General features: G+C 70.0%; 17 protein-coding genes and 1 pseudogene. 7 read left to right on the forward strand and 11 right to left on the reverse strand.

Annotated elements, in window-relative coordinates:
- Positions 1-29: 29 nt before the first annotated feature.
- Complete coding sequence (locus BST14_RS12600) at positions 30-878, reverse strand: ATP-binding cassette domain-containing protein (protein WP_438502154.1); 849 nt, start codon at positions 876-878, stop codon at positions 30-32.
- 121 nt (positions 879-999) lie between these two features.
- On the opposite strand from BST14_RS12600, the gene pstS reads away from it, so the two are divergent.
- Together pstS and BST14_RS12610 are read left to right on the forward strand one after the other, a co-directional pair.
- Positions 1,000-2,103 (forward strand): phosphate ABC transporter substrate-binding protein PstS, encoded by a 1,104-nt coding sequence (gene pstS / locus BST14_RS12605; RefSeq protein WP_083064786.1) that lies wholly within the window; start codon positions 1,000-1,002, stop codon positions 2,101-2,103.
- Positions 2,104-2,136: 33 nt separating this feature from the next.
- A complete protein-coding gene (locus tag BST14_RS12610) occupies positions 2,137-4,128 on the forward strand; it encodes a serine/threonine-protein kinase PknD (protein WP_083064787.1) in 1,992 nt (663 codons plus the stop codon).
- 4 nt (positions 4,129-4,132) lie between these two features.
- Here the strand turns inward: BST14_RS12610 and BST14_RS12615 are convergent, their stop codons facing one another.
- Both BST14_RS12615 and BST14_RS12620 read right to left on the reverse strand, forming a co-directional pair.
- Positions 4,133-5,335: a CoA transferase gene (locus tag BST14_RS12615; protein WP_083064788.1), complete on the reverse strand. Its 1,203-nt coding sequence runs from the start codon at positions 5,333-5,335 to the stop codon at positions 4,133-4,135.
- 2 nt (positions 5,336-5,337) lie between these two features.
- Positions 5,338-6,261 (reverse strand): class I SAM-dependent methyltransferase, encoded by a 924-nt coding sequence (locus tag BST14_RS12620; protein WP_083064789.1) that lies wholly within the window; start codon positions 6,259-6,261, stop codon positions 5,338-5,340.
- Between the two features lie 112 nt (positions 6,262-6,373).
- Here BST14_RS12620 and BST14_RS12625 point away from each other — a divergent pair.
- A pseudogene (locus BST14_RS12625) lies at positions 6,374-7,037 on the forward strand (cation efflux transmembrane domain-containing protein).
- 3 nt (positions 7,038-7,040) lie between these two features.
- Here the strand turns inward: BST14_RS12625 and ctpC are convergent.
- From ctpC to BST14_RS12645, 4 genes are all read right to left on the reverse strand, one after another.
- Positions 7,041-9,272: a manganese-exporting P-type ATPase CtpC gene (ctpC, locus tag BST14_RS12630; protein WP_083064790.1), complete on the reverse strand. Its 2,232-nt coding sequence runs from the start codon at positions 9,270-9,272 to the stop codon at positions 7,041-7,043.
- Positions 9,273-9,283: 11 nt separating this feature from the next.
- A complete protein-coding gene (locus tag BST14_RS12635; RefSeq protein WP_083064791.1) occupies positions 9,284-9,565 on the reverse strand; it encodes a DUF1490 family protein in 282 nt (93 codons plus the stop codon).
- Positions 9,566-9,675: 110 nt separating this feature from the next.
- Positions 9,676-10,404 (reverse strand): TIGR03089 family protein, encoded by a 729-nt coding sequence (locus BST14_RS12640; protein ID WP_211280716.1) that lies wholly within the window; start codon positions 10,402-10,404, stop codon positions 9,676-9,678.
- Positions 10,405-10,410: 6 nt separating this feature from the next.
- Entirely contained in the window at positions 10,411-11,883 is a 1,473-nt protein-coding gene (locus BST14_RS12645) for an LCP family protein (RefSeq protein ID WP_083064792.1), read from the reverse strand.
- A gap of 97 nt (positions 11,884-11,980) precedes the next feature.
- Between BST14_RS12645 and rfbD the strand changes: the two genes are divergently transcribed.
- The 4 genes from rfbD to BST14_RS12665 all read left to right on the forward strand — a co-directional run bounded on the left by rfbD (position 11,981) and on the right by BST14_RS12665 (position 15,849).
- Entirely contained in the window at positions 11,981-12,898 is a 918-nt protein-coding gene (rfbD, locus tag BST14_RS12650; RefSeq protein WP_083064793.1) for a dTDP-4-dehydrorhamnose reductase, read from the forward strand.
- On the forward strand, positions 12,858-13,781 hold the full coding sequence (locus tag BST14_RS12655; RefSeq protein ID WP_169926082.1) for a glycosyltransferase family 2 protein: 924 nt from the start codon (positions 12,858-12,860) through the stop codon (positions 13,779-13,781). Before rfbD ends, BST14_RS12655 begins: the two co-directional genes overlap by 41 nt.
- A 13-nt stretch (positions 13,782-13,794) precedes the next feature.
- Positions 13,795-14,871 (forward strand): mannose-1-phosphate guanylyltransferase, encoded by a 1,077-nt coding sequence (gene manB / locus BST14_RS12660; protein ID WP_169926083.1) that lies wholly within the window; start codon positions 13,795-13,797, stop codon positions 14,869-14,871.
- A gap of 123 nt (positions 14,872-14,994) precedes the next feature.
- Positions 14,995-15,849 carry a type IV toxin-antitoxin system AbiEi family antitoxin gene (locus BST14_RS12665; protein WP_083064817.1) on the forward strand — a complete coding sequence of 285 codons (855 nt, stop codon included), beginning with the start codon at positions 14,995-14,997 and terminating at the stop codon, positions 15,847-15,849.
- Positions 15,850-15,896: 47 nt separating this feature from the next.
- Here the strand turns inward: BST14_RS12665 and BST14_RS12670 are convergent, their stop codons facing one another.
- From BST14_RS12670 to cofD, 4 genes are read right to left on the reverse strand one after another with little or no spacing between them, the layout of a single operon-like run.
- A complete protein-coding gene (locus tag BST14_RS12670) occupies positions 15,897-16,436 on the reverse strand; it encodes an NUDIX hydrolase (RefSeq protein ID WP_083064796.1) in 540 nt (179 codons plus the stop codon).
- Positions 16,433-18,007: an Eco57I restriction-modification methylase domain-containing protein gene (locus tag BST14_RS12675; RefSeq protein ID WP_083064797.1), complete on the reverse strand. Its 1,575-nt coding sequence runs from the start codon at positions 18,005-18,007 to the stop codon at positions 16,433-16,435. Before BST14_RS12675 ends, BST14_RS12670 begins: the two co-directional genes overlap by 4 nt.
- A 10-nt stretch (positions 18,008-18,017) precedes the next feature.
- On the reverse strand, positions 18,018-19,367 hold the full coding sequence (locus BST14_RS12680; RefSeq protein WP_083064798.1) for a coenzyme F420-0:L-glutamate ligase: 1,350 nt from the start codon (positions 19,365-19,367) through the stop codon (positions 18,018-18,020).
- Positions 19,364-20,365, reverse strand: a complete 1,002-nt coding sequence (gene cofD / locus BST14_RS12685) for a 2-phospho-L-lactate transferase (protein ID WP_083064799.1) — start codon at positions 20,363-20,365, stop codon at positions 19,364-19,366. Before cofD ends, BST14_RS12680 begins: the two co-directional genes overlap by 4 nt.
- Between the last annotated feature and the right edge of the window lie 378 nt (positions 20,366-20,743).

A 20,743-nucleotide genomic window follows, 5' to 3' on the forward strand; every position in this document is an offset into this window, starting at 1 on the left:
GCTTCCTCTTCCCCGGCGAGCCCTTCCCGCTATGGGCTTTCCGCGATCCCGGCCGCGTGCGAGGACCCCGCCGCCGGCCGAAACGGCGCGAAATAGCGGACGGTCTCCTCATGCTTCGGCGACAGGAACAACTGCTTGGTCGGCCCCTCCTCGACCAGCCTGCCCTCGAAGAAGAAGGCGGTCCGGTCGCCGGTGCGGGCGGCCTGCGCGAGATCGTGGGTCACCATGATCACGGTCAGCCGGTCGGCGAGGGACCGGATGAGTCCCTCGATTTTCTCGGTGGTGGTGGGGTCCAGCGACGAGGTGGGCTCGTCGAGCAGCAGCACGTCCGGGTTCACCGCGAGCGCGCGGGCCAGGCACAACAACTGCTGTTGGCCCCCGGAGAGCCGGAACGGGGAGTCACCGAGCCGATCCTTGACCGCGTCCCATAGGCCGACCTCGGTGAGCCGGGCCTCGGCGACATTTCTGAATTGCTTGCGCGGCGCCAGTTTGTGTGCGCGCACGCCGGCCACCACGTTGTCCATGATCGACATCGGGAAGGGGTTGGGCCGCTGAAACAGCATGCCCACGCTGCGGCGAAACTCCATCAGGTCGCGGTCGGCGAAGATGGTGCGCCCGCCCAGCAGGACGTCACCGCTGTGCCGGAATCCGGAGACCTTGTCGTTCATCCGGTTCAGGGTGCGCAGGAAGGTGGTCTTGCCCGAGCCGGTCGGACCCAGCAGGGTGGTGACGGAACGAGCGGGAAAGTCGAGGCTGACCTGCTCGAGGACCGTTTTGGGGCCGAACCCCAGAGTCAGGTCGATCGCCCGCATGGGCCGGCCACCATCATCGGCGACAGGAGCCGCACCTGCGGCCGGTAACTGTTGTTCGCGACGCATTGACAACCGATGCTACGTGTCTGCGCCCGGCCCGCGGTCACCACTCATTAACCTCTCATTCTTTGTCAAGGGTTTGTATATTCGCGATTGGTTAACTTTTGTTGACGATCGAAGGAGTTTTGTGAGGTTCGCTCGAGTTGGCGTCGCACCGAGCCTGGTGGCCGCCGTGGCCCTCGCGCTGGCGGGATGCGGCGACTCGAACTCGTCCGGCGCCAAGGCGTCGGTGGATTGCGGCGGCAAGAAGGTGCTCAAAGACAGCGGCTCGACCGCGCAGCAAAACGCCATCGAGCAGTTCGTCTACGCCTACGTGCGGGCCTGCCCGGGTTACACGCTGGATTACAACGCCAACGGATCCGGCGCCGGCGTGACCGAATTCCTGAACAACCAAACCGATCTCGCGGGTTCAGATGTCCCCCTGGACCCGTCGACCGGCCAGAACGACCGGGCGGCGCAGCGATGCGGTTCGTCGGCGTGGGATCTGCCCACGGTGTTCGGGCCGATCGCGATCACTTACCACCTCAGCAACGTCAGCGGGCTGAAGCTGGACGGGCCCACCGCCGCGAAGATCTTCAACGGCACCATCACCAAGTGGGACGATCCGGCGCTCAAGGCCATCAACCCGGGCCTGAACCTGCCGTCGACGCCCATCACGGTCATCTTCCGCAGCGACAAATCCGGCACCACCGCCAATTTCCAGAAGTATCTCGACGGCGCGTCCGACGGGGCCTGGGGCAAGGGCGGCAGCGAGACGTTCAACGGCGGCGTCGGGCAGGGCGCGGAGGGGAACAACGGCACGTCCGCGCTGCTGCAGAACACGGAGGGGTCGATCACCTACAACGAGTGGTCCTTCGCGGTGGGCAAGCAGTTAAGCATGGCGTCGATCATCACGTCGGCGGGTCCGGACGCGGTGCCGATCACCAAGGACTCCGTCGAAAAGACGATTGCCGGGGCGACCTTCCAGGGCCAGGGCTCGGACTCCAAGGATTTGGTGCTGGACACGTCGTCGTTCTACAAGCCGACACAGCCGGGCGCGTACCCGATCGTGCTGGCGACCTATGAAATCGTCTGCTCGAATTATCCGGACGCGGCCACGGGCAAGGCGGTGAAGGCGTTCATGCAGGCCGCGATCGGTCCGGGTCAGGACGGTTTGGACCAGTACGGTTCCATCCCGTTGCCCAGCTCGTTCACCACGAAGCTGTCGAGCGCGGTCAATGCGATTTCCTGACCGACGTAAAGGACGAGTGAAAGGGGCTCGACGGTGAGCGATAACGGGCCGGCCTCGCGGGTCGGGTCCTGGTTCGGCCCCTACCGGCTGGTGCGGCTCCTGCGTCAGGGCGGCATGGGTGAGGTGTACGAGGCCGAGGACACGCGCAAGCGGCGCTTGGTGGCCCTGAAACTGATTTCGCTGCAGTTCTCCGGCAATCCGGAGTTCCGCGCCCGCCTGCAGCGCGAGGCCGACATCGCGGGGCGGCTGACCGAACCGCATGTGGTGCCGATCCACGACTACGGCGAGATCGACGGGCGCTTCTTTGTGGAGATGCGCCTCGTCGATGGCGTCGACCTGGGCACGCTGTTGCACCGGGATGGCCCGCTGGCCGCGCCGCGGGCGATCGCCATCATCAGCCAGGTGGCCGCCGCGCTGGACGCGGCGCACGCCGCCGGGGTGACCCACCGTGACGTCACACCGGGCAACATCCTGGTCACTCCCAGCGACTTCGCGTACCTGGCCGATTTCGGCATCGCGCGGGCCGCGTCCGATCCGGGGCTGACCCAGGTCGGGACCGCGATCGGAACGTATTACTACATGGCCCCGGAACGATTCACCGACGACGATGTCACCCACAGCGTCGACATCTATTCCCTCGCATGCGTTTTGAGTGAGTGCCTGACCGGATCGCCCCCGTACCGGGCGGACACCGTCGAACGGCTGGTCGCCGCGCATCTGACGAAGACGGCCTTACCGCCCAGCCAAATGCGTCCCGGCGCGTTTCCGCCCGCCCTGGATCAGGTGATCGCCAAGGGCATGGCCAAGCATCCCGAGGAGCGCTATCGCACCGCCGGCGAATTCGCCGCCGCCGCCCACGACGCGCTGACCACATCCGAGCAGCGGAAGGCCACCACGATCCTGCGCGAGGGGGAGAGCGCGGCCCAGCGCGCCGAGGCATCGGGCCAGCGACCGGAGCGCGAGCCACACTCCGTGGTCCCATGGCCCGGCGCCGAGACCATGGCCGGTCCGGTGGCGTCGAGAACGGGTGGCGCCGGTTGGTCGGAGCGCTCCGGCCGCAACCCGTCGCTGATTCGCCCCGCACCAACGACATTCGGCCACGCCTACGGGTCCGGGCCGGACTTCGGGAGGCGCCCTGCGCCGATCGACAGCAAGCGAAGGCAGTGGATCATCGTCGGTGCGATCGCGCTCGTCGCCCTCGTCGCTTTCATCATGGCGGTCACCGGTTACCTGTCCACGCGGTCCTCGGGGCCAGAGCAGGCGTCCGGTCAAAGTGTGTTGCCGTTCAACGGTATTGATTTCCGCCTGTCCCCGGGCGGGGTGGCGCTGGACGGCGCCGGCGACGTCTACGTCACCAGCGAAGGCATGTACGGCCGGGTGGTGAAGCTGACGGCCGGTTCGAACGCCACGACGGTGCTGCCGTTCCACGGGCTCTACCAGCCCCAGGGTCTGGCGGTCGACGGGGCGGGCACGGTGTACGTCGCCGACTTCAACAACCGGGTGGTCAGTTTGGCCGCCGGCTCCAACGACCAGAAGGTGCTGCCGTTCACCGGTCTGAGCTATCCCGAGGGCGTCGCGATCGACAGCCAGGGCAGCGTGTACGTCGCCGACCGCGGCAATAGCAGGGTGCTGAAGCTGGCGGCCGGATCCAAAACCCAGATCGAGTTGCCGTTCAACGGGCTCAAGAATCCCGACGGCGTGGCCGTCGACGCCGCGGGCACCGTGTACGTCGCCGACACCGACAACAACAGGATCGTGAAGCTCGACGTCAATTCAAACACTCAGACGGAGTTGCCGTTTCAAAACATCTCTGTGCCATGGGGCATCGCGGTGGACAACAGCGGCACCGTCTACGTCACCGAACACGACAAGAGTGACGTGGTGAAGTTCCCGGCGGGCTCGAACGCGCCGACCGTCCTGCCGTTCGACGGACTCAACACGCCGTTGGCCGTGGCGGTCGACAAGGACCGCAACGTCTACGCCGCCGACCGCGGCAACGACCGGGTGGTCAAGCTCACGCCGTGAGAGCCTACGGCGTGGGCTGAGACGCGCCCAGGTACTCCTCGGTGTGCTGGCCGAGGGCCGGGGGAGGGTCGGTGACCCAGCCAGCCGATGAGGCCTCGAAGCTGGAATACCGTGCCGGGGTGCGGATTACCGTGACCTCGTGCTCGCCCTCGCCGACCGGCAGGGCCAGCTCGTTCTCGGCGAACAGCGCGGTGCCGACCACCTGCTTCCAGGTGTAGGCGTGGCAGGCCATCAGGCCGCCCTCCTGTAGCAGCCGCACCCATTCGTCGGCGGTCTTGGCGGCCAGCGCCTTCTCGAGTTCCTCGGTCAGTTCGGGATAGTTGAGCGCCCGCGCGCGCTGGTCGACGAACCGCTCGTCGTCGCGCATGTCGGGCCGGCCGATGATCTCGCACAGCTTGTCCCAGTGCTTGGGCACGTACGCGCTGATCACCAGGTAACCGTCGGCGGCCTTGAAGGCGTCCGATGGTTGAGTCGCGAAGCCAACGCCCTTGCGCCGCTTAGGTTTTGGTGCATCGGGCTTGGGGGTCTCGGTCGGCTTGTTCAGATGGATGGTCAGCTGGCTGGCCTGCAGGCTGACCGCGACGTCGTACATGGCGACCCGCACGACGTCGGCGACGCCATGGCGCTCGCGGTTGAGCAGCGCGGCCAGCACCGCCTGGGCCAGCACGTGACCGCTGGCCGCGTCGACGAGCTGGAACGGGATGATCTGGGGTTTGCCGGTGGGCGTGGGCATTCCGGTGGTCATGCCCGACTCGGCGGCCACCATCAGGTCGACGCCCGGCCGGCTGCCCTCCGGCCCGTTGCCGCCGTACGCCGACAGGCGCGCGTAGATGAGCTTGGGATTGCGCGATTGCAGCTCGTCGGGGCCCAGGCCCATGCGTTCCATCACTCCGGGCCGAAACCCTTCCAACACAACGTCCGCGGTATCGACCAGCCGCAGAATCTGTTCGGTGACCTCGTCGCTGCGCAGGTCGGCCAGCACCGACTTCTTGCCGCGGTTGTGGGGGAGGAACAGGGTGGCCAGCGGCGGGCGCCCGGGCAGGACGGCCGTGATGTGCCGGGCGGCCTCGCCGGCGGGTGCCTCGATCTTGATGACTTCGGCGCCCAGGTCGGCCAGCACCTGTCCGGCCATCGGGCCGGCGACGTTCTGGGTGAAGTCGAGCACCCGGAATCCGTCAAGTGGCTTGGCGGGCTTGCTGTTCGGCATCGTCACCCCGTCTTGTTCAGCACCGCGGTGCAGTAGTAGTTCTGGGCGAAGGGCGCATCGGGGTCGGTCGACTGCAGCGGCAGTCCGTGGTTGGCCAGCAGCTGGTTGAGCGGGGTGCGGACCGGCTGCCAGCCCCGCTGCTGCAGATAGGTCGCCACGTCGTTGCGCTCGCCGGGGAAGCCCAGCTCGCCCAGGGCGATGTCCAGGCCATTGCGCCGCCACTTCTCGCTCGCGGCGTTCAAAGCGTCGCCGTTGATCCCCGTGTTCGCGAAGACCTCCACCACCAGCTGACTGCCGTCGGCGGACAGGGCGGTGATGTTGTCCAGCAAGCGATCCTGGGCCTCGGGCGGCAGGAAGCCGACCAGTCCCTCGGCCGCCCAGGCGGCGGGGCGCCCGGTGTCGAAGCCGGCCTGGCGCAGCGCCGACGGCCAGTCGTGGCGCAGGTCGATCGCAACGGCGCGCACCTCGGCGGTGGGCTGGGCGCCGAGTTGGGCGATGGTGGCGGCCTTGAACTCGAGGACCTGCGGCTGGTCGATCTCGAACACCGTGGTGCCCGGCGCCCACGCCAGCCGATACGCGCGGGCGTCCAGGCCGGAGGCCAGGACGACCACCTGGTCGATGGCCGGATCTTTCTGGGCGCCCGCCTCGGCGAAGAAGGCGTCGATGTAGCGGGTGCGGGCGGCCATCATGTCGGTCATGCGTTGCATGCCCCACGGGGCGCCGGGCTGGTCGACATCGGCGGAGTCCAGTTCGCCGGCGGCCCAGCGGGTCATGAAGTCGACACCGACAGCGCGTACCAGCGGCTCGGCGAACCGGTCGTCGATCAGCCCGTCCAGGGTGGCGCGGGCGCGCCCGGCGGCCACCATGGTGGCCGTCGCTCCCACGCTGGTCGCCAGGTCCCAGGTGTCGTCGTTGGTGCGCGCCACTCCCCAATCCTTCCGCAATCCCTTTCGAGCCCCTTGCGAGGCTGGTTAGCCAGAATAACGATACGGTCTCCCGGCCGTTTCGCGTCCCGGCCCCGAGCCGGCCCGCCCTAGCATGGGCCGAGTGGAAACGCTGGCCCCGATCGCCGAGTCGCCGCGCGCGGTCACGCGCGATATCGCCTGGCGGCGCAGTGCCCACGCGGCGCGGCGGCTCGCCTGGCTGAGCCTGGCCGCGGTGCTCGTCGAAGGCGTCGTCGGGCTGTGGCAGGGGCTGGCGGTCGGATCGGTCGCGCTCACCGGGTGGGCGCTGGGCGGCGGGGCCGAGGCGCTGGGCAGCGCGATGGTGGTGTGGCGCTTCAGCGGCTCCCGCACGCTGAGTAAGTCGGCCGAGCGACGCGCGCAGCGGGGCGTGGCGGTGTCGTTCTTTCTGACGGCCCCCTACGTCGCCGCCGAGTCGCTGCGCGACCTGACCGACGGACACCACGCCGACCCGTCGGTGATCGGCATGGGGCTGACCGCCGTCGCCCCGGTGCTGATGCTGGCGCTTGGCTGGGCCAACCATCGGCTCGGCACGCGGCTGGACTCGGGCGCCACCCGCGGCGAGGGCACCCAGAACTACCTGTGTGCCGCGCAGTCGGCCGGTGTGCTGGCGGGCCTGGCGGCGACGGCGCTGTGGTCCGGCGGCTGGTGGATCGACCCCACGATCGGGCTCGGGATCGCCGGCATCGCCGTCCCGCAGGCGTGTCCACGCCTGGCGCGGACACGCCTGCGGCTGCTGACTCCTAGCCGGCGCGATCGCCGTTCGCCGCGCCGCGCGGCGCATCCAGCCGGTAGCGGATCAGCCGGGAACTGTTGGCCACCACCGCCACCGACGAGGCGTTGTGCAAAATCGCGGCCAGCACGGGGGACAGCGCCCCGCCCGCGCCGATGATCAGCCCGGCGGCGTTGACGGCGATGGACATGCCGTAGTTCTCCCGGATGACGTCGACCGCGCGGGCCCCCAGATCGCGCACGTCGAGCAGCCGGTGCAGGTCGTCGTTGGCCAGCGCCACGTCGGCGGTCTCGACGGCGACGTCGGTGCCGGCCAGCCCCATGGCGATGCCGATGTCGGCCGCGGCCAGGGCGGGCGCGTCGTTGATCCCGTCGCCGACCATGCCGACGGTGTAGCCCTCGTCCTGCAGGTCGCGCACCGCCGCGAGCTTGTCCTCCGGCATCACCTCGGCGCGCCACTCGTCGATCCCGAGCTCGCCCGCGACCACCTCGGCGATGTCCGGGTGATCCCCGGTGAGCATCACGATGCGACGAATACCGTTGGCGCGCAACTGCTTCAGCACCGCGGCGGCCTCGGGCCGCACCTCGTCGCGCAAACTGATCAGCCCCACCAGCTTGCCGTCGACCGCCAGCAGCAGCGGGGTCTCGGCCTGACGGCGCAGCCGGTCCACCCACTCCGAGGCCTTCTTGGACACCCGCACCTTCTCGGCGCGCAACAGCCCGGGGCTGCCCAGCAGCAGGGTCCGGCCGTCGGCCCAGGTCCGCATGCCCAGGCCCACCAGGACCTCGCACTCCTCGTGCGGCGGGATGGTGATGTGGCGTTCCTCGGTGGACCGGATCACCGCCTCGGCCAGCGGATGCCGGGAGTGGATCTCCGAGCTCGCCGCGTACGCGAGCACCTGCTCGGGCTGCCAGTCGGAATGCAGCGCAATGATGTTGGTCACCACCGGGCGCCCGACCGTCAGCGTGCCGGTCTTGTCGAACACGATCGCGTCCACCTGGCCGGCCTGTTCGAGGTGCGAGCCGCCCTTGATCAGGATGCCGCGCCGGGCGCCGTTGCCGATCGCCGCGCTGATCGCGGTCGGCGTCGCCAGGCCCACCGCGCACGGGCAGGCGATCAACAGCATGGTCATCGCGCGGCGGACGTCTCCGGTGACGGCCAGCGTGATGGCCGAGACGATGAACGAGGTGGGAACGAAACGGCGCGAAAAATTTTCGCCGACCGTCTGGATGGGCGCCCGATCGTGCTGGGCCTCCTCGACCCGGGCGATGATGCGGCCGATGGTGGTCTGGTTGCCCACGGCGCGGGCGCGCACCACCAGGCGTCCGCGCACCACCACAGAGCCCGCGTGCACGTGCGCGCCGAGAGCCACGGCCACCGGCAGGTTCTCCCCGGTGATCGCGGACTGGTTGACGATCGCCTCGCCGCCGACCACCTCGCCGTCGACCGGGATGGCCACATGGTCGTGCACCACCACGTCGTCGCCGATCTGCACGGTGTCGATGGGCACCTGAACTTCGGTGCCGGCCTCGGGGCCGCCGTCGAGCCGGATCCACGCCGTGTCCTGGCTGCCGCGCAGCAGTTCGGAGATGGCGCGGCGGGTCCGCCGCAGCGTCAGATCCTGAAGGTACTCACCGATATTGAGCAGCCACAGCACCGTCAGCGCGACGACGTTCTCCCGCAACACCAGGCTCGCCACGGTCGCCGCCGAGACGAGCGCGTCGGTTCCGGCCCGGCCCGAGCGCAACGAGCGCAGCGCGCCGCGCAGGAAGGGATAGCCGGTGAAGACGGTGACGCCGGTGGCGAACAGCCGGCCGCTGGGGCCCAGCAGCGGCGGGCGGGCGAAGACGTAGCGGCGCACCCCCAGCAGGGCCAGCGCGGCGCCGCCGATCACCATGCGCAGCACGTCGGCGTTGCGGATCTCCTCCGAATGCGGCGCGCGGGCCGGGATCAGTTCGGCGGCGAGGTGCGCCGCCTCGCCGATGGCGGCCAGCACCGAGGACCGGTCGGTGCGCCGGGGCGAATACCAGACGACGACCGACCCGGTTCGCGGGTAGGCGTGCACCACGCGAACGCCCGCGCACTTGGCGACGGCCTCTTCGACCGCCACGGCACGCCGGGGGTCGGCGCGCACCCACCCGACGGCCACCCGCATCCGTCCGGCCGCATCCGAAATGACCTGCAGCCCAGAGTCTTCGGTTCGCTCCTCGGCTGCGATGTCGGGGACCAGGGCCAGCTCCATGTCGAACCGAATCAGTGCTCGTGGTCGTGGGTGGCGGCGACCGACGGGGTGGGGGCCTCCTCGCCGATGCGCTCGCGCGCCTCGGCCATGACGTCGGCGAGCCGCAGCCGCGCCGACTCGGCGGCCTCCTCGGCCTTGCGGGTGCCGCGCAGTCCGAGCTCGGCGCCCTTCACCGCGGTCTCGTGCAGCGGCGCCTTGGCCACTGCCTTGCGCACCACCTCGTAGGCCGTCACGCCGACCAAGCCGGTGACCACCGTGCCTGCCGCCTTCGCCAAGAGCCCGTACACCGCCATCGCCGCAACCTTCCTTTCTCGTCTCGCGTTCACCCCATGCCCGCACGACGTTAACATCGAAATATAGCGATATCAATATGTATCGGTGGCGTGGGCGGGGTCGGGGCTCGCTACAGCACCCGGGTGACTTTTTCGGTCTCGATCCGGCGCTGGTGCGCGGCCGGGTCGGGGTTGGCCACCTGTACCAGTGAGGCGCCGACGGCCATGATCGCCAGCAGGTGATCCACCAGCTCGGCGGGCCCGGACCACGAGGCGCCGGAGAGCACCCGGTCAGCGGATGTCAATTCCCTTGCCGCGGCGGAGGTTTCGCAATCGGCCAGCACCTCGTCGGCGTATCGCCCGCCCAGCGCCGGACCGGGCCGCGCTTCGGGAACGATCTGATCGCCGTGCACCCGCACCGCGGTGGCGTAGTCGGTCACGCCGATCGGCAGGTCGGGTGCCGGGCGGCCGAACGGGTCCAGCGACAGCACCGCCACCTCGCCGCCGGCCACCGCGTCGTCGGCCTCGTCGAGTCGGTCGGCCGTGCACAGTGCGATGTCGACGCCCAGGTCGCCGGGGCCAGCTAGCACCGCCTCGGCGCCGATCCACCACACCCCGAACAGCACCGCCGCCGTCTGCCAGTGCGCGGGCAACAGGATCGCCACCCGGCTGGCCGGCCCGGCGCCCAGCTCGTCGCGCAGCAGGTTGGCGGTCTTGGCCGCCCAGTTGGCCAGCGTCGCGCCGGACAATTCGATGCGCTCGCCGGTGCTGTCGTCGTAGTAGGTGATGCGGGGTCCCACCGGATCGGCCCGCAGCATCGGATCGAGGATGGCCCCGCTCAGCGTGATCGGTTGCGGCACAGGTCGTCAGTTTATGCACTCGGGCTTGTCGGAGCCGGCGGTCAGGATCGGCGACGGCGCCGGGACCTTGGGGTCGGCCGCCACCGCGCCGGCGGTGGACACCTTCGCGGGCATGATCGTCGCGTCGCCTGACAGGCCCGAACCCGGGCCGCTGTAGTCGTTGGCCAGCACCACCCGCACCGCGCCCGGCGCCAGCGAGGTGTCGGCCACCACGGGCAGCCCGCCGAGTTCCTTGGCGACCTCCTTGGCCCCCAGGTCGTCGCTCTTGGCGGCGCGCACCTGGCTGGTCTTGACGTGCCCGCCATCGTTGTTGCCCACCGTGCCAGGGGCAAAACCCTTGGCGCTCAACACGTCTGACACCGCCGCGGCCAACCCGTTGATGTCGGTGTCATTGACGACGCTGGCGGTGGTCTTGGCCGGGGTGTAGGCGATCTCCTCGGTCTTGCCCTGCTCCTGCTCGTGCAGCAGGCCACCGACCCAGTCGGCGACCTGATGCGGGTCCAGCCGCACCACGCTCTGCATGCCGTCATCGCTCCAGCCGGCGCCGTCGAGCACCGGGATGGTGGCGAAGGCGACGTTGCCGCCGGCCAGCTTTTGCATCTGCTGCACGAAATCCATGACGTCCCAACCGGCGGAGATCACCACCGAGCGTTGGACGGCGGCCTCCAGCCGCTTGACCGTGGTGGGGCTGGACAGCGTCTGACCGGAGATGACCCGGTGGGCCAGCGATGCCATCACCACCTGCTGGCGCACCACCCGGTCCAGGTCGCCGCGCGGCAGCTCGTGGCGCTGACGTACGAAGCTGAGCGCTTCGGGGCCGCTGAGCCGCTGCGGGCCGGCGGGGAAGTCGGCGCCCGAAAGCGGTTCGAAGACCGGCTCTTTGAGGCAGACGTCGACGCCGCCGAGGGCGTCGGTGATCAGTGCGAAGCCCAGCAGGCCGATTTCGGCGTAGTGGTCGACGGTGACGCCGGTGAGGTCGGCGACGGTCTTGATCAGGGCTTCGCGGCCGGCCTCGGTGCCCTGGGCGGCCGCGTCGGTGGCGGAGTCGCCGGCCCTGACCAGCTCGGCTCGCTTGGCCTCCCGGGTCTGGCCGTAGACGCCGTTGATCTTGGTCTTGCCCAGCCCCGGGGCCGCGACGTAGGAGTCGCGCGGGATCGAAATGGCGGTGGCCGACTTCCCGTTGTTGGGGATGCGGATCAAGATGATGGTATCGGTGTTGGTGGCTTCCTCGTCGCCGGCCCGCAGCGTCTCCAATTCCTCCTGCGACAACGGGTTGCCGTGCGCGTCGGTGCGGCTGTCCATGCCGACCAGCAGGATGTCGATCGCGCCGTCGTCGCCGCCCTTGCCCAGCGAGGGTGCCGACATGTGAAAGATGCCGTCTTCGAAGGACCGGACGTTGCTCCACGCGATCCCGGTGCCGACGACGACCGCGAGCGTCAGCGCGGTGGCAATCACACGAACCACACGTTGCACAGGCATCCCACTACATTACTTGCGACACAGGAGCTTCATGGTTAGCCGGCGCCCGCGTGCCCGGCCTTCGGCCCGGCTTTTCGTGCCATGCCAAACTCGAACCATGTCAGCCAGGATCGTGATCGCCGGCGCCGGTGGGCAGCTGGGCGGCTATTTGACCTCGTTGGCGGCGAGTCAGGGCCGCGACGTGCTGGCGCTGACGTCGGCCCAGTGGGACATCACCGATCCCGGCGCGGCCGAGCGGATCGTGCAGCGCGGCGACGTCGTCATCAACTGCGCGGCCTACACCAACGTTGACGGGGCCGAGAGCGACGAGGCGCGGGCGTTCGCTATCAACGAAACCGGCCCCGGGCACATCGCGGCGGCTTGCGCGAAGGCGGGCGCCCGGTTGATCCACGTCTCCACCGACTACGTGTTCAACGGGGACTTCGGCGGTGCTGCGCCCCGGCCGTACGAGCCCACCGATCGGACCGCGCCGCAGGGCGTCTACGCCCGCAGCAAGCTGGCGGGAGAGCGGGCCGTGCTCGCCGCGCTGCCCGAGGCCGTGGTTGTCCGCACCGCCTGGGTCTACACCGGCGGCACCGGCAAGGACTTCGTCGCGGTCATGCGTCGGCTGGCCGCCGGGGACGGCCCGGTCGATGTGGTCGGCGACCAGACCGGCTCGCCGACCTACGTCGGAGACCTGGCCGCCGCGCTGTTGCAGATCGTCGACTCTTCGGTGCCGGGTCCGATCCTGCACGCCGCCAACGAGGGCGCCTGCTCACGGTTCGAGCAGGCCCGCGCGGTCTTCGAGGAATGCGGCGCCGACCCGACGCGGGTGCGACCGGTCACCACCGCACAAGTCCCGAGGCCGGCCCCCCGGCCCGCCTACACCGCGCTGGGCAGCGGTCAATCCGTCGCGGCGGGCCTGCGGCCGCTGCGGCCCTGGCGCGCCGCGCTTACCGCGGCGCTGGCCGCCTCTGGAACCAACGCAGCTGGCGATGTCGCGGCCGATCGACCGTTACCCTCTACGCGTGACTGACGTCCTGCCGGTCGTGACGGTGACCTATTCACCGGGCCCGCACCTGGAGCGCTTCCTGGCCTCGCTGTCGCTGGCCACCGAGCGCGAAGTGTGCGTGCTGCTGGCCGACAACGGCTCCACCGACGGCACCCCGCAGGCGGCCGTCGAGCGCTACCCCAACGTGCGGCTGTTCTACACCGGCGCCAACCTCGGCTACGGAACCGCGGTGAATCGCGCCGTCGCACAACTGGATCGCGACGGCGAGTGGGTGATCGTCGCCAACCCCGACGTGCAATGGGGCCCGGGCAGCATCGACGCGTTGCTCGACGCCGCGTCGCGCTGGCCGCGCGCCGGCGCGCTGGGCCCGCTGGTCCGCGATCCCGACGGGTCGGTGTACCCGTCGGCGCGGCACCTGCCCAGCCTGGTCCGCGGCGGCATGCACGCCGTCGTCGGGCCCTTCTGGAAGGGCAATCCGTGGTCGGCGGCCTACCGCCAGGAGCGCCTGGAGCCCACCGAGCGGCCGGTGGGCTGGCTGTCGGGGTCGTGCCTGCTGGTGCGCCGGTCGGCGTTCGGTCAGATCGGCGGGTTCGACGAGCGTTACTTCATGTACATGGAGGACGTCGACCTGGGCGACCGGCTCGGCAAGGCCGGCTGGCTTTCCGTCTACGTGCCGTCAGCCGAGGTGCTGCACCACAAGGGCCACTCCACCGGCGGGGATCCCGCCAACCACCTGGCCGCCCACCACAAGAGCACGTATACGTTCCTGGCCGACCGGCATTCCGGTTGGTCGCGCGCTCCGCTGCGCTGGACGCTGCGCGTGTCGCTGGCGGTGCGCTCCCGCCTGATGGTGCGCAACGCGCAGCGCAAGGCCGGGCGGCAGAAACTCCTGGAAGGGCGACGCTGAGATGGCAGATCTGGTGGGCGGTCCGCAAGTCGATGTGGTGATCCTGGTCGGGGGCAAGGGCACCCGGCTGCGGCCGCTGACGTTGTCGGCGCCCAAGCCGATGCTGCCCACCGCCGGGCTGCCGTTCCTGACGCATCTGCTGTCGCGGGTCGCCGCGGCGGGCATCGAGCACGTCATCCTGAGCACGTCGTATCAGGCGGCGGTGTTCGAGGCGGAGTTCGGCGACGGCTCCAAGCTGGGCCTGCAGATCGAGTACGTCACCGAGGAGCGGCCGCTGGGCACCGGCGGCGGAATCGCCAACGTCGCAGGGCATCTGCGGCACGACACCGTGATGGTGTTCAACGGCGACGTGCTCTCCGGAGCCGACCTGGGCCAGATGCTCGACTTCCACTCCACGCAGGGCTCCGACGTCACGCTGCACCTGGTCCGGGTCGGCGACCCGCGGGCGTTCGGCTGCGTGACCACCGAGGAAGGCCGGGTAACCGCGTTCTTGGAGAAGACCCAGGATCCGCCGACCGACCAGATCAACGCCGGGTGCTACGTGTTTTCGCGGCCGGTGATCGACCGGATCCCGCGCGGGCGCGAGGTGTCGGTGGAACGCGAGGTGTTTCCCGCGCTGCTGTCCGATCCCGGCGTCAAGGTCTGCGGCTACGTCGACGCCAGCTACTGGCGCGACATGGGCACCCCGGAGGACTTCGTCCGCGGCTCGGCGGATCTGGTGCGCGGCATCGCGCCGTCGCCGGCCCTGCAGGGCCATCGCGGCGAGCAGCTGGTGCACGACGGCGCGGCGGTGTCACCGGGCGCGGTGCTGATCGGCGGGACGGTCGTCGGGCGCGGCGCCGAGATCGGCCCGGGTGTGCGACTGGACGGCGCGGTGATCTTCGATGGGGTCAAGGTCGAGGCGGGCAGCGTGATCGAGCGCTCGATCATCGGCTTCGGCGCGCGCATCGGCCCGCGGGCGCTGATCCGCGACGGGGTGATCGGCGACGGCGCCGATATCGGGGCGCGCTGCGAGCTGTTGCGTGGCGCCCGGGTGTGGCCGGGAGTGTCGATTCCCGACGGCGGGATCCGCTACTCGTCGGACGTCTAGCGGCCCGGCGCGCGTGGCTCGGGCGTAGCACCGAGATCGACGTTAGCGCGCGATCTACTCGAACTTTCGCGCGCTGGCGTCGATCTCGGTGAGGTGTCGGTGGTCTCGTCCACCATCTCGGCCATGGGCAAGGTGTTTATCGGCAGCGAAGCGGTCGCCGCGGCAATGCTGACCGACTACCAACTACGCCGGTGGCATAGGCCGATCTTCCGTGACGTGTACGTGCCGAAACGCCATGAACCAACACTGGACGAACGCATTTATGGTGCCTGGTTGTGGTCGCGCCGAAGGGCGGTGATTTCAGGCGTCGCGGCTTCCGCGCTGCATGGTGCGCGGTGGGTCGATACGAGCGCGGCCATCGAGTTGGTCGCCCGAAGTGCCCGCCCCCAGGCAGGACTCATCGTCCGCAACGAAGTACTCGGGGCCGACGAAATGACCACGATCAGGCGGCTACCCGTGACCTCGGTTGCCCGCACCGCTTTTGACCTCGGCCGCCACCTACCGTGCGGTCTCGCCCTGGCCCGTCTCGACGCGCTGATGCATGCCGCGCCGTTCTCTTTCGAAGACGTTGCCGTACTCGCTAAGCGCCACCGCGGCGCTCGTGGCCTGCGTCGGCTACGCGAGGTGTTGCCGCTGGTGGACGGGGGCGCGGCTTCGCCGAAGGAAAGCTGGCTACGGTTGCTTCTCATCGAAGCCGGCTTCCCGAAGCCGGCGACCCAGATTCCGGTGAACGACGGCTGGCGGACACTGAGTTTGCTCGATATGGGCTGGGAGGAGTTCATGGTCGCGGTCGAGTACGACGGCGACCAACATCGCACCGATCGAAAGCAATTCGTCAAGGACATCAATCGATTGGCGAGACTGACCGACATGGGCTGGATCGTGATCCGCGTCGTCGCCGAACATCGACCCGAAGAGATCGTCGAACGTACGCGCCGGGCACTCATGCGCCGCGGCTATCGCCCAGATCGACGTTAGCGCGCGATCTACTCGAACTTTCCCGCGCTGGCGTCGATCTCGGTGAGCTATCGCGCTCGCATGGCCTGGGCGACCAGATAGGCCAGCGCGTGATCCGTTCCGTCCGGCAGGGCGTCGACGGGCCACCACCGCAGGTCGTCGGACTCGTCGCTGATCGCGATCCGCGCCCCGGCGGGCGCGTGGGCGACGAATTGCAGATCCAGATGGCGGGTCGGCACGCCCAGCGAGCAGACCACCGGATGCACGTGCACCGCGGCCAGCCGGGGCGGCATGCGCAGCCCGTCGATCCCGGACTCCTCGGTGGCCTCGCGCAGCGCCGCGGCGACGATGTCGGCGTCGTCGTCGTCGCAGTGACCGCCCAGCTGCACCCACCGGCCCAGGCGGCGATGCAGGGTCAGCAGCACCCGGTCGCCGGAGTGGTCGAGCACCAGCGCCGAGGCGGTGAGGTGGCCGGGCACGCACTCGCGATTGCAGGCATCGCTGCGGGCTTGTACGAAGGCCAGCACGGCGTCCCGCAGCGAATCCTGGGCCGCGTCGGGGGGTTCCCAGCCGGACAGCATCGCGACCGCCGACTCGCGAACGCTCATCGCGACCCCCGCCGGTTGCGCCGATCCCGCAACGACGCCCACGCCGCGCGGCAGTCGGCCACCACCTCGCCCGGCAGTCCCAGGCCGTCGATCAGCACGTGCCGATCGACGATGTCGAGCGCCTTGTCGATCTCGTTGGCCTTCAGCAACAGGTCCACGTCGCCGGCGAGCCCGGCATCGGCGAGCGCCGCCGGGGGAACGGGCAGCTGCTCGGCCTCGCGGGGCTCCAGTTCCAAGACGCCCCCGCCATAGCTGCGGCCGAGGATCTCGGCGAAGGCGAACGTCACGCTGTTGTGGAACACCGCGGCCAGCGCGGCCGGGTCGACATCGGCGGTCACGCGCACCCGGTGCACGGTGTCGGTGCTGGTGGCCGCGGCGGCGTTGACGGTCAGCCGCGGCGCCTTGTGGACCTGGCGCAGCAGGAACAGGTCGGGCCGCCACAGCGACGGTGTGCGCCACCACGGCTTGCGGATCGAGCACTTGTAGCCGCGGTGCACCCCGGCGGCCTCGCCGGCGCGGATGTGGGCGCTCAGCGCGGCGTCGGCCGGCTCGCGCGGCGCGTTGAGCAGCCAGCTGCGGTACCCGGCGGCGACATCGCTTGTCCGGCAATCGGTGTCGTAGATCAGCCCGGACAGCTGGGCGCTGCGCGAGACGAGGGGGACGCAGTGCGGCCGCAACCCCAGCTCCCCGGCGCGGGCGTCGGTGAACGTGAAGAAGGCGTTGCGCCCGGTCACGATGCCGACGTCCACCTCGGCGACCGCGCCGAGCCTCGGCAGGGTGCCGGAACCCTTCAGCGCGCGCAACAGCCCGATGGCGCCGGGGTCCAAGAAGTACTTGGTCCACTTCTCGTTTTCGTGCAGCAGCGCGGGTGCAAATTCGCCGTTCAGGTCCGCCCGCGCCAGCGCGTCGACGTCTGGCAGGTGCACGGTGCGGATGCGGGCGGGACCGCTGCCCGCCACACCGCAGAACAGCACGACCTCCTGCAGGATGCCGTCGAAGACCAGGCGCTCGAAGGTCAGCAGGGTGATCTCGCGGAATCGGCTCAGCAAAAACTCGCGCAACTGTGCGGCGTAGGTGACCTGGAGCAGCTCGGCCGGCAGCACCAATCCCACCCGTCCGCCGTCGCGGACCAGCACGGTGCTCGCCACCACGAACGGAACCCAGGCGTTGGTCAGCCGGGTGGGGCGCAGGCCCTCGCGCCGCATCATCTCCAGCGCCGGATCACGCTGCGGCGCGGGCCAGTTGCCGAATCGGATGTAGGGCGGATTGCCGGCGACGCCGTCCCAGCCGCCGCGCTCGGCGGTGGCCAGCCAGCCGAACAGGCTCGCGTTGTCGACGGGCGCGAACCGGCGCGATTTGGCCGCCTCGCTCGCGATCAGCTCGACGCCGCGGACCCGGCCGCTCAGGCCGGCCAGCTCGCGCAGGATGGCGCCGTCGCCGCAGGAGGGTTCGACGATCCTGGGCCCGGCCCCGCGGACCCAGCCGGCCAGGAAGCGGGCCACCGGGGCCGGGGTGTAGTAGCCGCCGCGGAGCTTGTCGGCCGTGGCCGCCGCCTTGCCCGCGAACGTCATGGGCTCAGTATCACTTGCGGATCAGCAGATCATCGGCGTCCGCCGGATCGCGCTGCCCGGCCGGTTCGGCGGCATAGCCGATGGCGATGGCGCCCAGCGGCTCCCAGTCGGCGGGCAGCCCGAGCTCGGCGCGCACCAGGTCGGCGGCGAAGATCGTCGAGCCGATCCAGCAGCTGCCTACCCCGCGCACCGCCAGCGCGACCAGCAGGGCCTGCACCGCCGCGCCGACCGCCACGGTGAACATGGTGTGCTCGGCGTCGGTGCGCCCGGCGTCGGGATAGGAGTGGGCGCCGTCGGGCACCAGGAACGGGATGACGACTTCGGGCGCGTCGTAGAGGATCCGGCCGCGCGCCACCCGGCGATCGATCGCATCGGCGGGCCGGCCGTCACCGGCGAGGTCGGCGCGCCACTTGTCCTTCATGCGGTCCAGCAGCCGGGTCCGGGTGGCCGGGGTCCGCAGCCAGACGAACCGCACGGGGCGGGTGTGGTGGGGCGCCGGCGCGGTGAGCGCCTCGGCGACGGCGGCCTCCAGCAGCTCCGCCGGCACCGGCTCGGCGCTGAACCGCCGCACCGAGCGGCGCAGCAGCTGCGCCTCGCGCCGGCCCGCCTCGAGGGCCTCGGCGGTGCCGAGCCAGAACAGGTCCTCGGTGCCCGGCCGCAACAATTGCCGCGCCGTCGAGCCGTCGTCGGTCACGGACAGGCCGCGCACCACCGCCACCGGCATCGCGGTCAGTTTGCCCTTGACCAGATCGGCGGCCGCCGCGATCTCGTCGGCGATCGCCACCTCGGTGACCAACAGCTCGTTGCCGTGCTGGTCGACGGCCCCCGAATAACCGTGCAGCACAGCCAGACCCGCCGAGCCCACGGCCGCGTCGGTCTGACCCTTGCGCCAGGCGCGCCCCATCGTGTCGGTGATGACGACGGCGACATCGACCCCGAGCCGCTCGCGCAGTGCGGCCCGCAGCGCGGCCGCGCTGCCGTCGGGGTCGACGGGCAGCAGCGCCAGTTCGTCGCGCCCCACGTTGGATCCGTCCACGCCCGCGGCGGCCTGCACCAGGCCGATCCGGTTCTCGGTGATCAGGGTTCGGCCCTTGCGGGCCAGCACCCGGACGGCTTCGTCGTCGACCAGCTTGCGCCGCAGTCGGTCGCGCTCCTCGGGATCGCGCGGCGCCGGCACCAGCCGGCCCTCGCATTTGGACACCGCCTTGCTGGTGACCACCACGACGTCGCCGTCGCGCAGCCACGGCGCGGCCGCGGCGAGGGCCGCGCCCAGATCGTCGCCGGGCCGGAATTCGGGCAGCCCGGCCACGGGCAGGATTTCGATCGCGGCGGCGGCGCCGTGCTCGCCGGCGCGCGTCACGGGCTCACCCCCGCCAGCTCCAGACCGGCGCGCACCATCTCGGCCGTCGCCTTCGGGTCGCTCATCACCAGCGGCACCGAGCGCACCGCCACGCCGGCGATGTCGGCGTGGTCGTCCTCGCTCACCAGCCAGCCGTCCAGGATGCCGGTGTCGCGGCGCGCGCCGTAGTGGCGTCCGACCGCCTCGGCGGTGGACTCGACCCCGATCACCGACAGGCACGCATCGGCCATGCCGCGCAGAGGCTTTCCACCGATGATCGGCGAGTAGCCGACGATCGGGGCGCGCGCCCCGCGCAACGCGCCGCGAATGCCGGGGACGGCCAGGATCGCGCCGACGCTCACCACCGGATTCGACGGCGCCAGCAGGATCACGTCGGCGTCCGCGATGGCCGCCGTGGCATCGGTTGTGGCGGTCGCCTTTTCGGCGCCGACGAACGCGAAGCTATGGGTGGGCACCTGGGCCCGGTGGCGCACCCACCACTCCTGGAAGTGGATGGCTCGCCGGCCGCCGTCGTCGGGATCGGTTATCACCACGTGGGTCTCGCAGCGGTCGTCACTGGCGGGCAGCAGCCGCGCGCCGGGCTGCCAGCGGTCGCACAGCGCGGTGGTGATCTGCGACAGGGGATAGCCGGCATTGAGCATCTGGGTGCGCACCAGGTGGGTGCCCAGGTCCCGGTCGCCGAGCCCGAACCAGTCCGGCTGCACCCCGTAGCGCGCCAATTCCTCTTTGGCGTGCCAGGTTTCGTTGCGGTGCCCCCACCCTCGCTCCGGATCTACACCTCCACCTAAGGTGTACATGCAGGTGTCCAAATCGGGGCAGACTCGCAGTCCGTGGATCCAGGCGTCATCGCCAATGTTGACGATCGCCGTCAGCTCGTGGCTGCTGGGTTCGATGTCCGGATGCCGTTGCGTTTGAAATCGACCGAGCCCGAACAGCTGTTGAACCCCCAGCAGGAAGCGGGCGCCGCCAACCCCACCAACCAGAACGGTGACCTTCACTTAAGCCTCACAAAGCACGACAGTACTGCCCGGCGAGCCCGCCGTGGCGGGCCCGTCGGGGGTGCCTCAAAGTTGCGGTTGCCCAGCGGTTGTGGGCAACTCGTGGGAAAGTTGAGGGTTGTGTGATCGACACGCCGAAGGCCCAAAACAACAGAAACGCCGAAATTCGATCACGAGATGGTATGGAAATGCGCCGAAGTGCTTGACCCGGCAGGTCAACCCGTGTCTAATCACAACAGTGTCATTTCCCGGTTGGCCGGCCGACTCCGGTGTCGCAGACCGAGATTCGATCACTTGTTCGAATTGTCTGTACATCAGAACAGTGGGAAACCAATCACTCTCTCTCCAATCAAGCTGAGGAGGCGGACGACCGTATGT

Origin of the sequence: Mycobacterium arosiense ATCC BAA-1401 = DSM 45069, from assembly GCF_002086125.1 — a bacterium.
Taxonomy (GTDB): domain Bacteria; phylum Actinomycetota; class Actinomycetes; order Mycobacteriales; family Mycobacteriaceae; genus Mycobacterium; species Mycobacterium arosiense.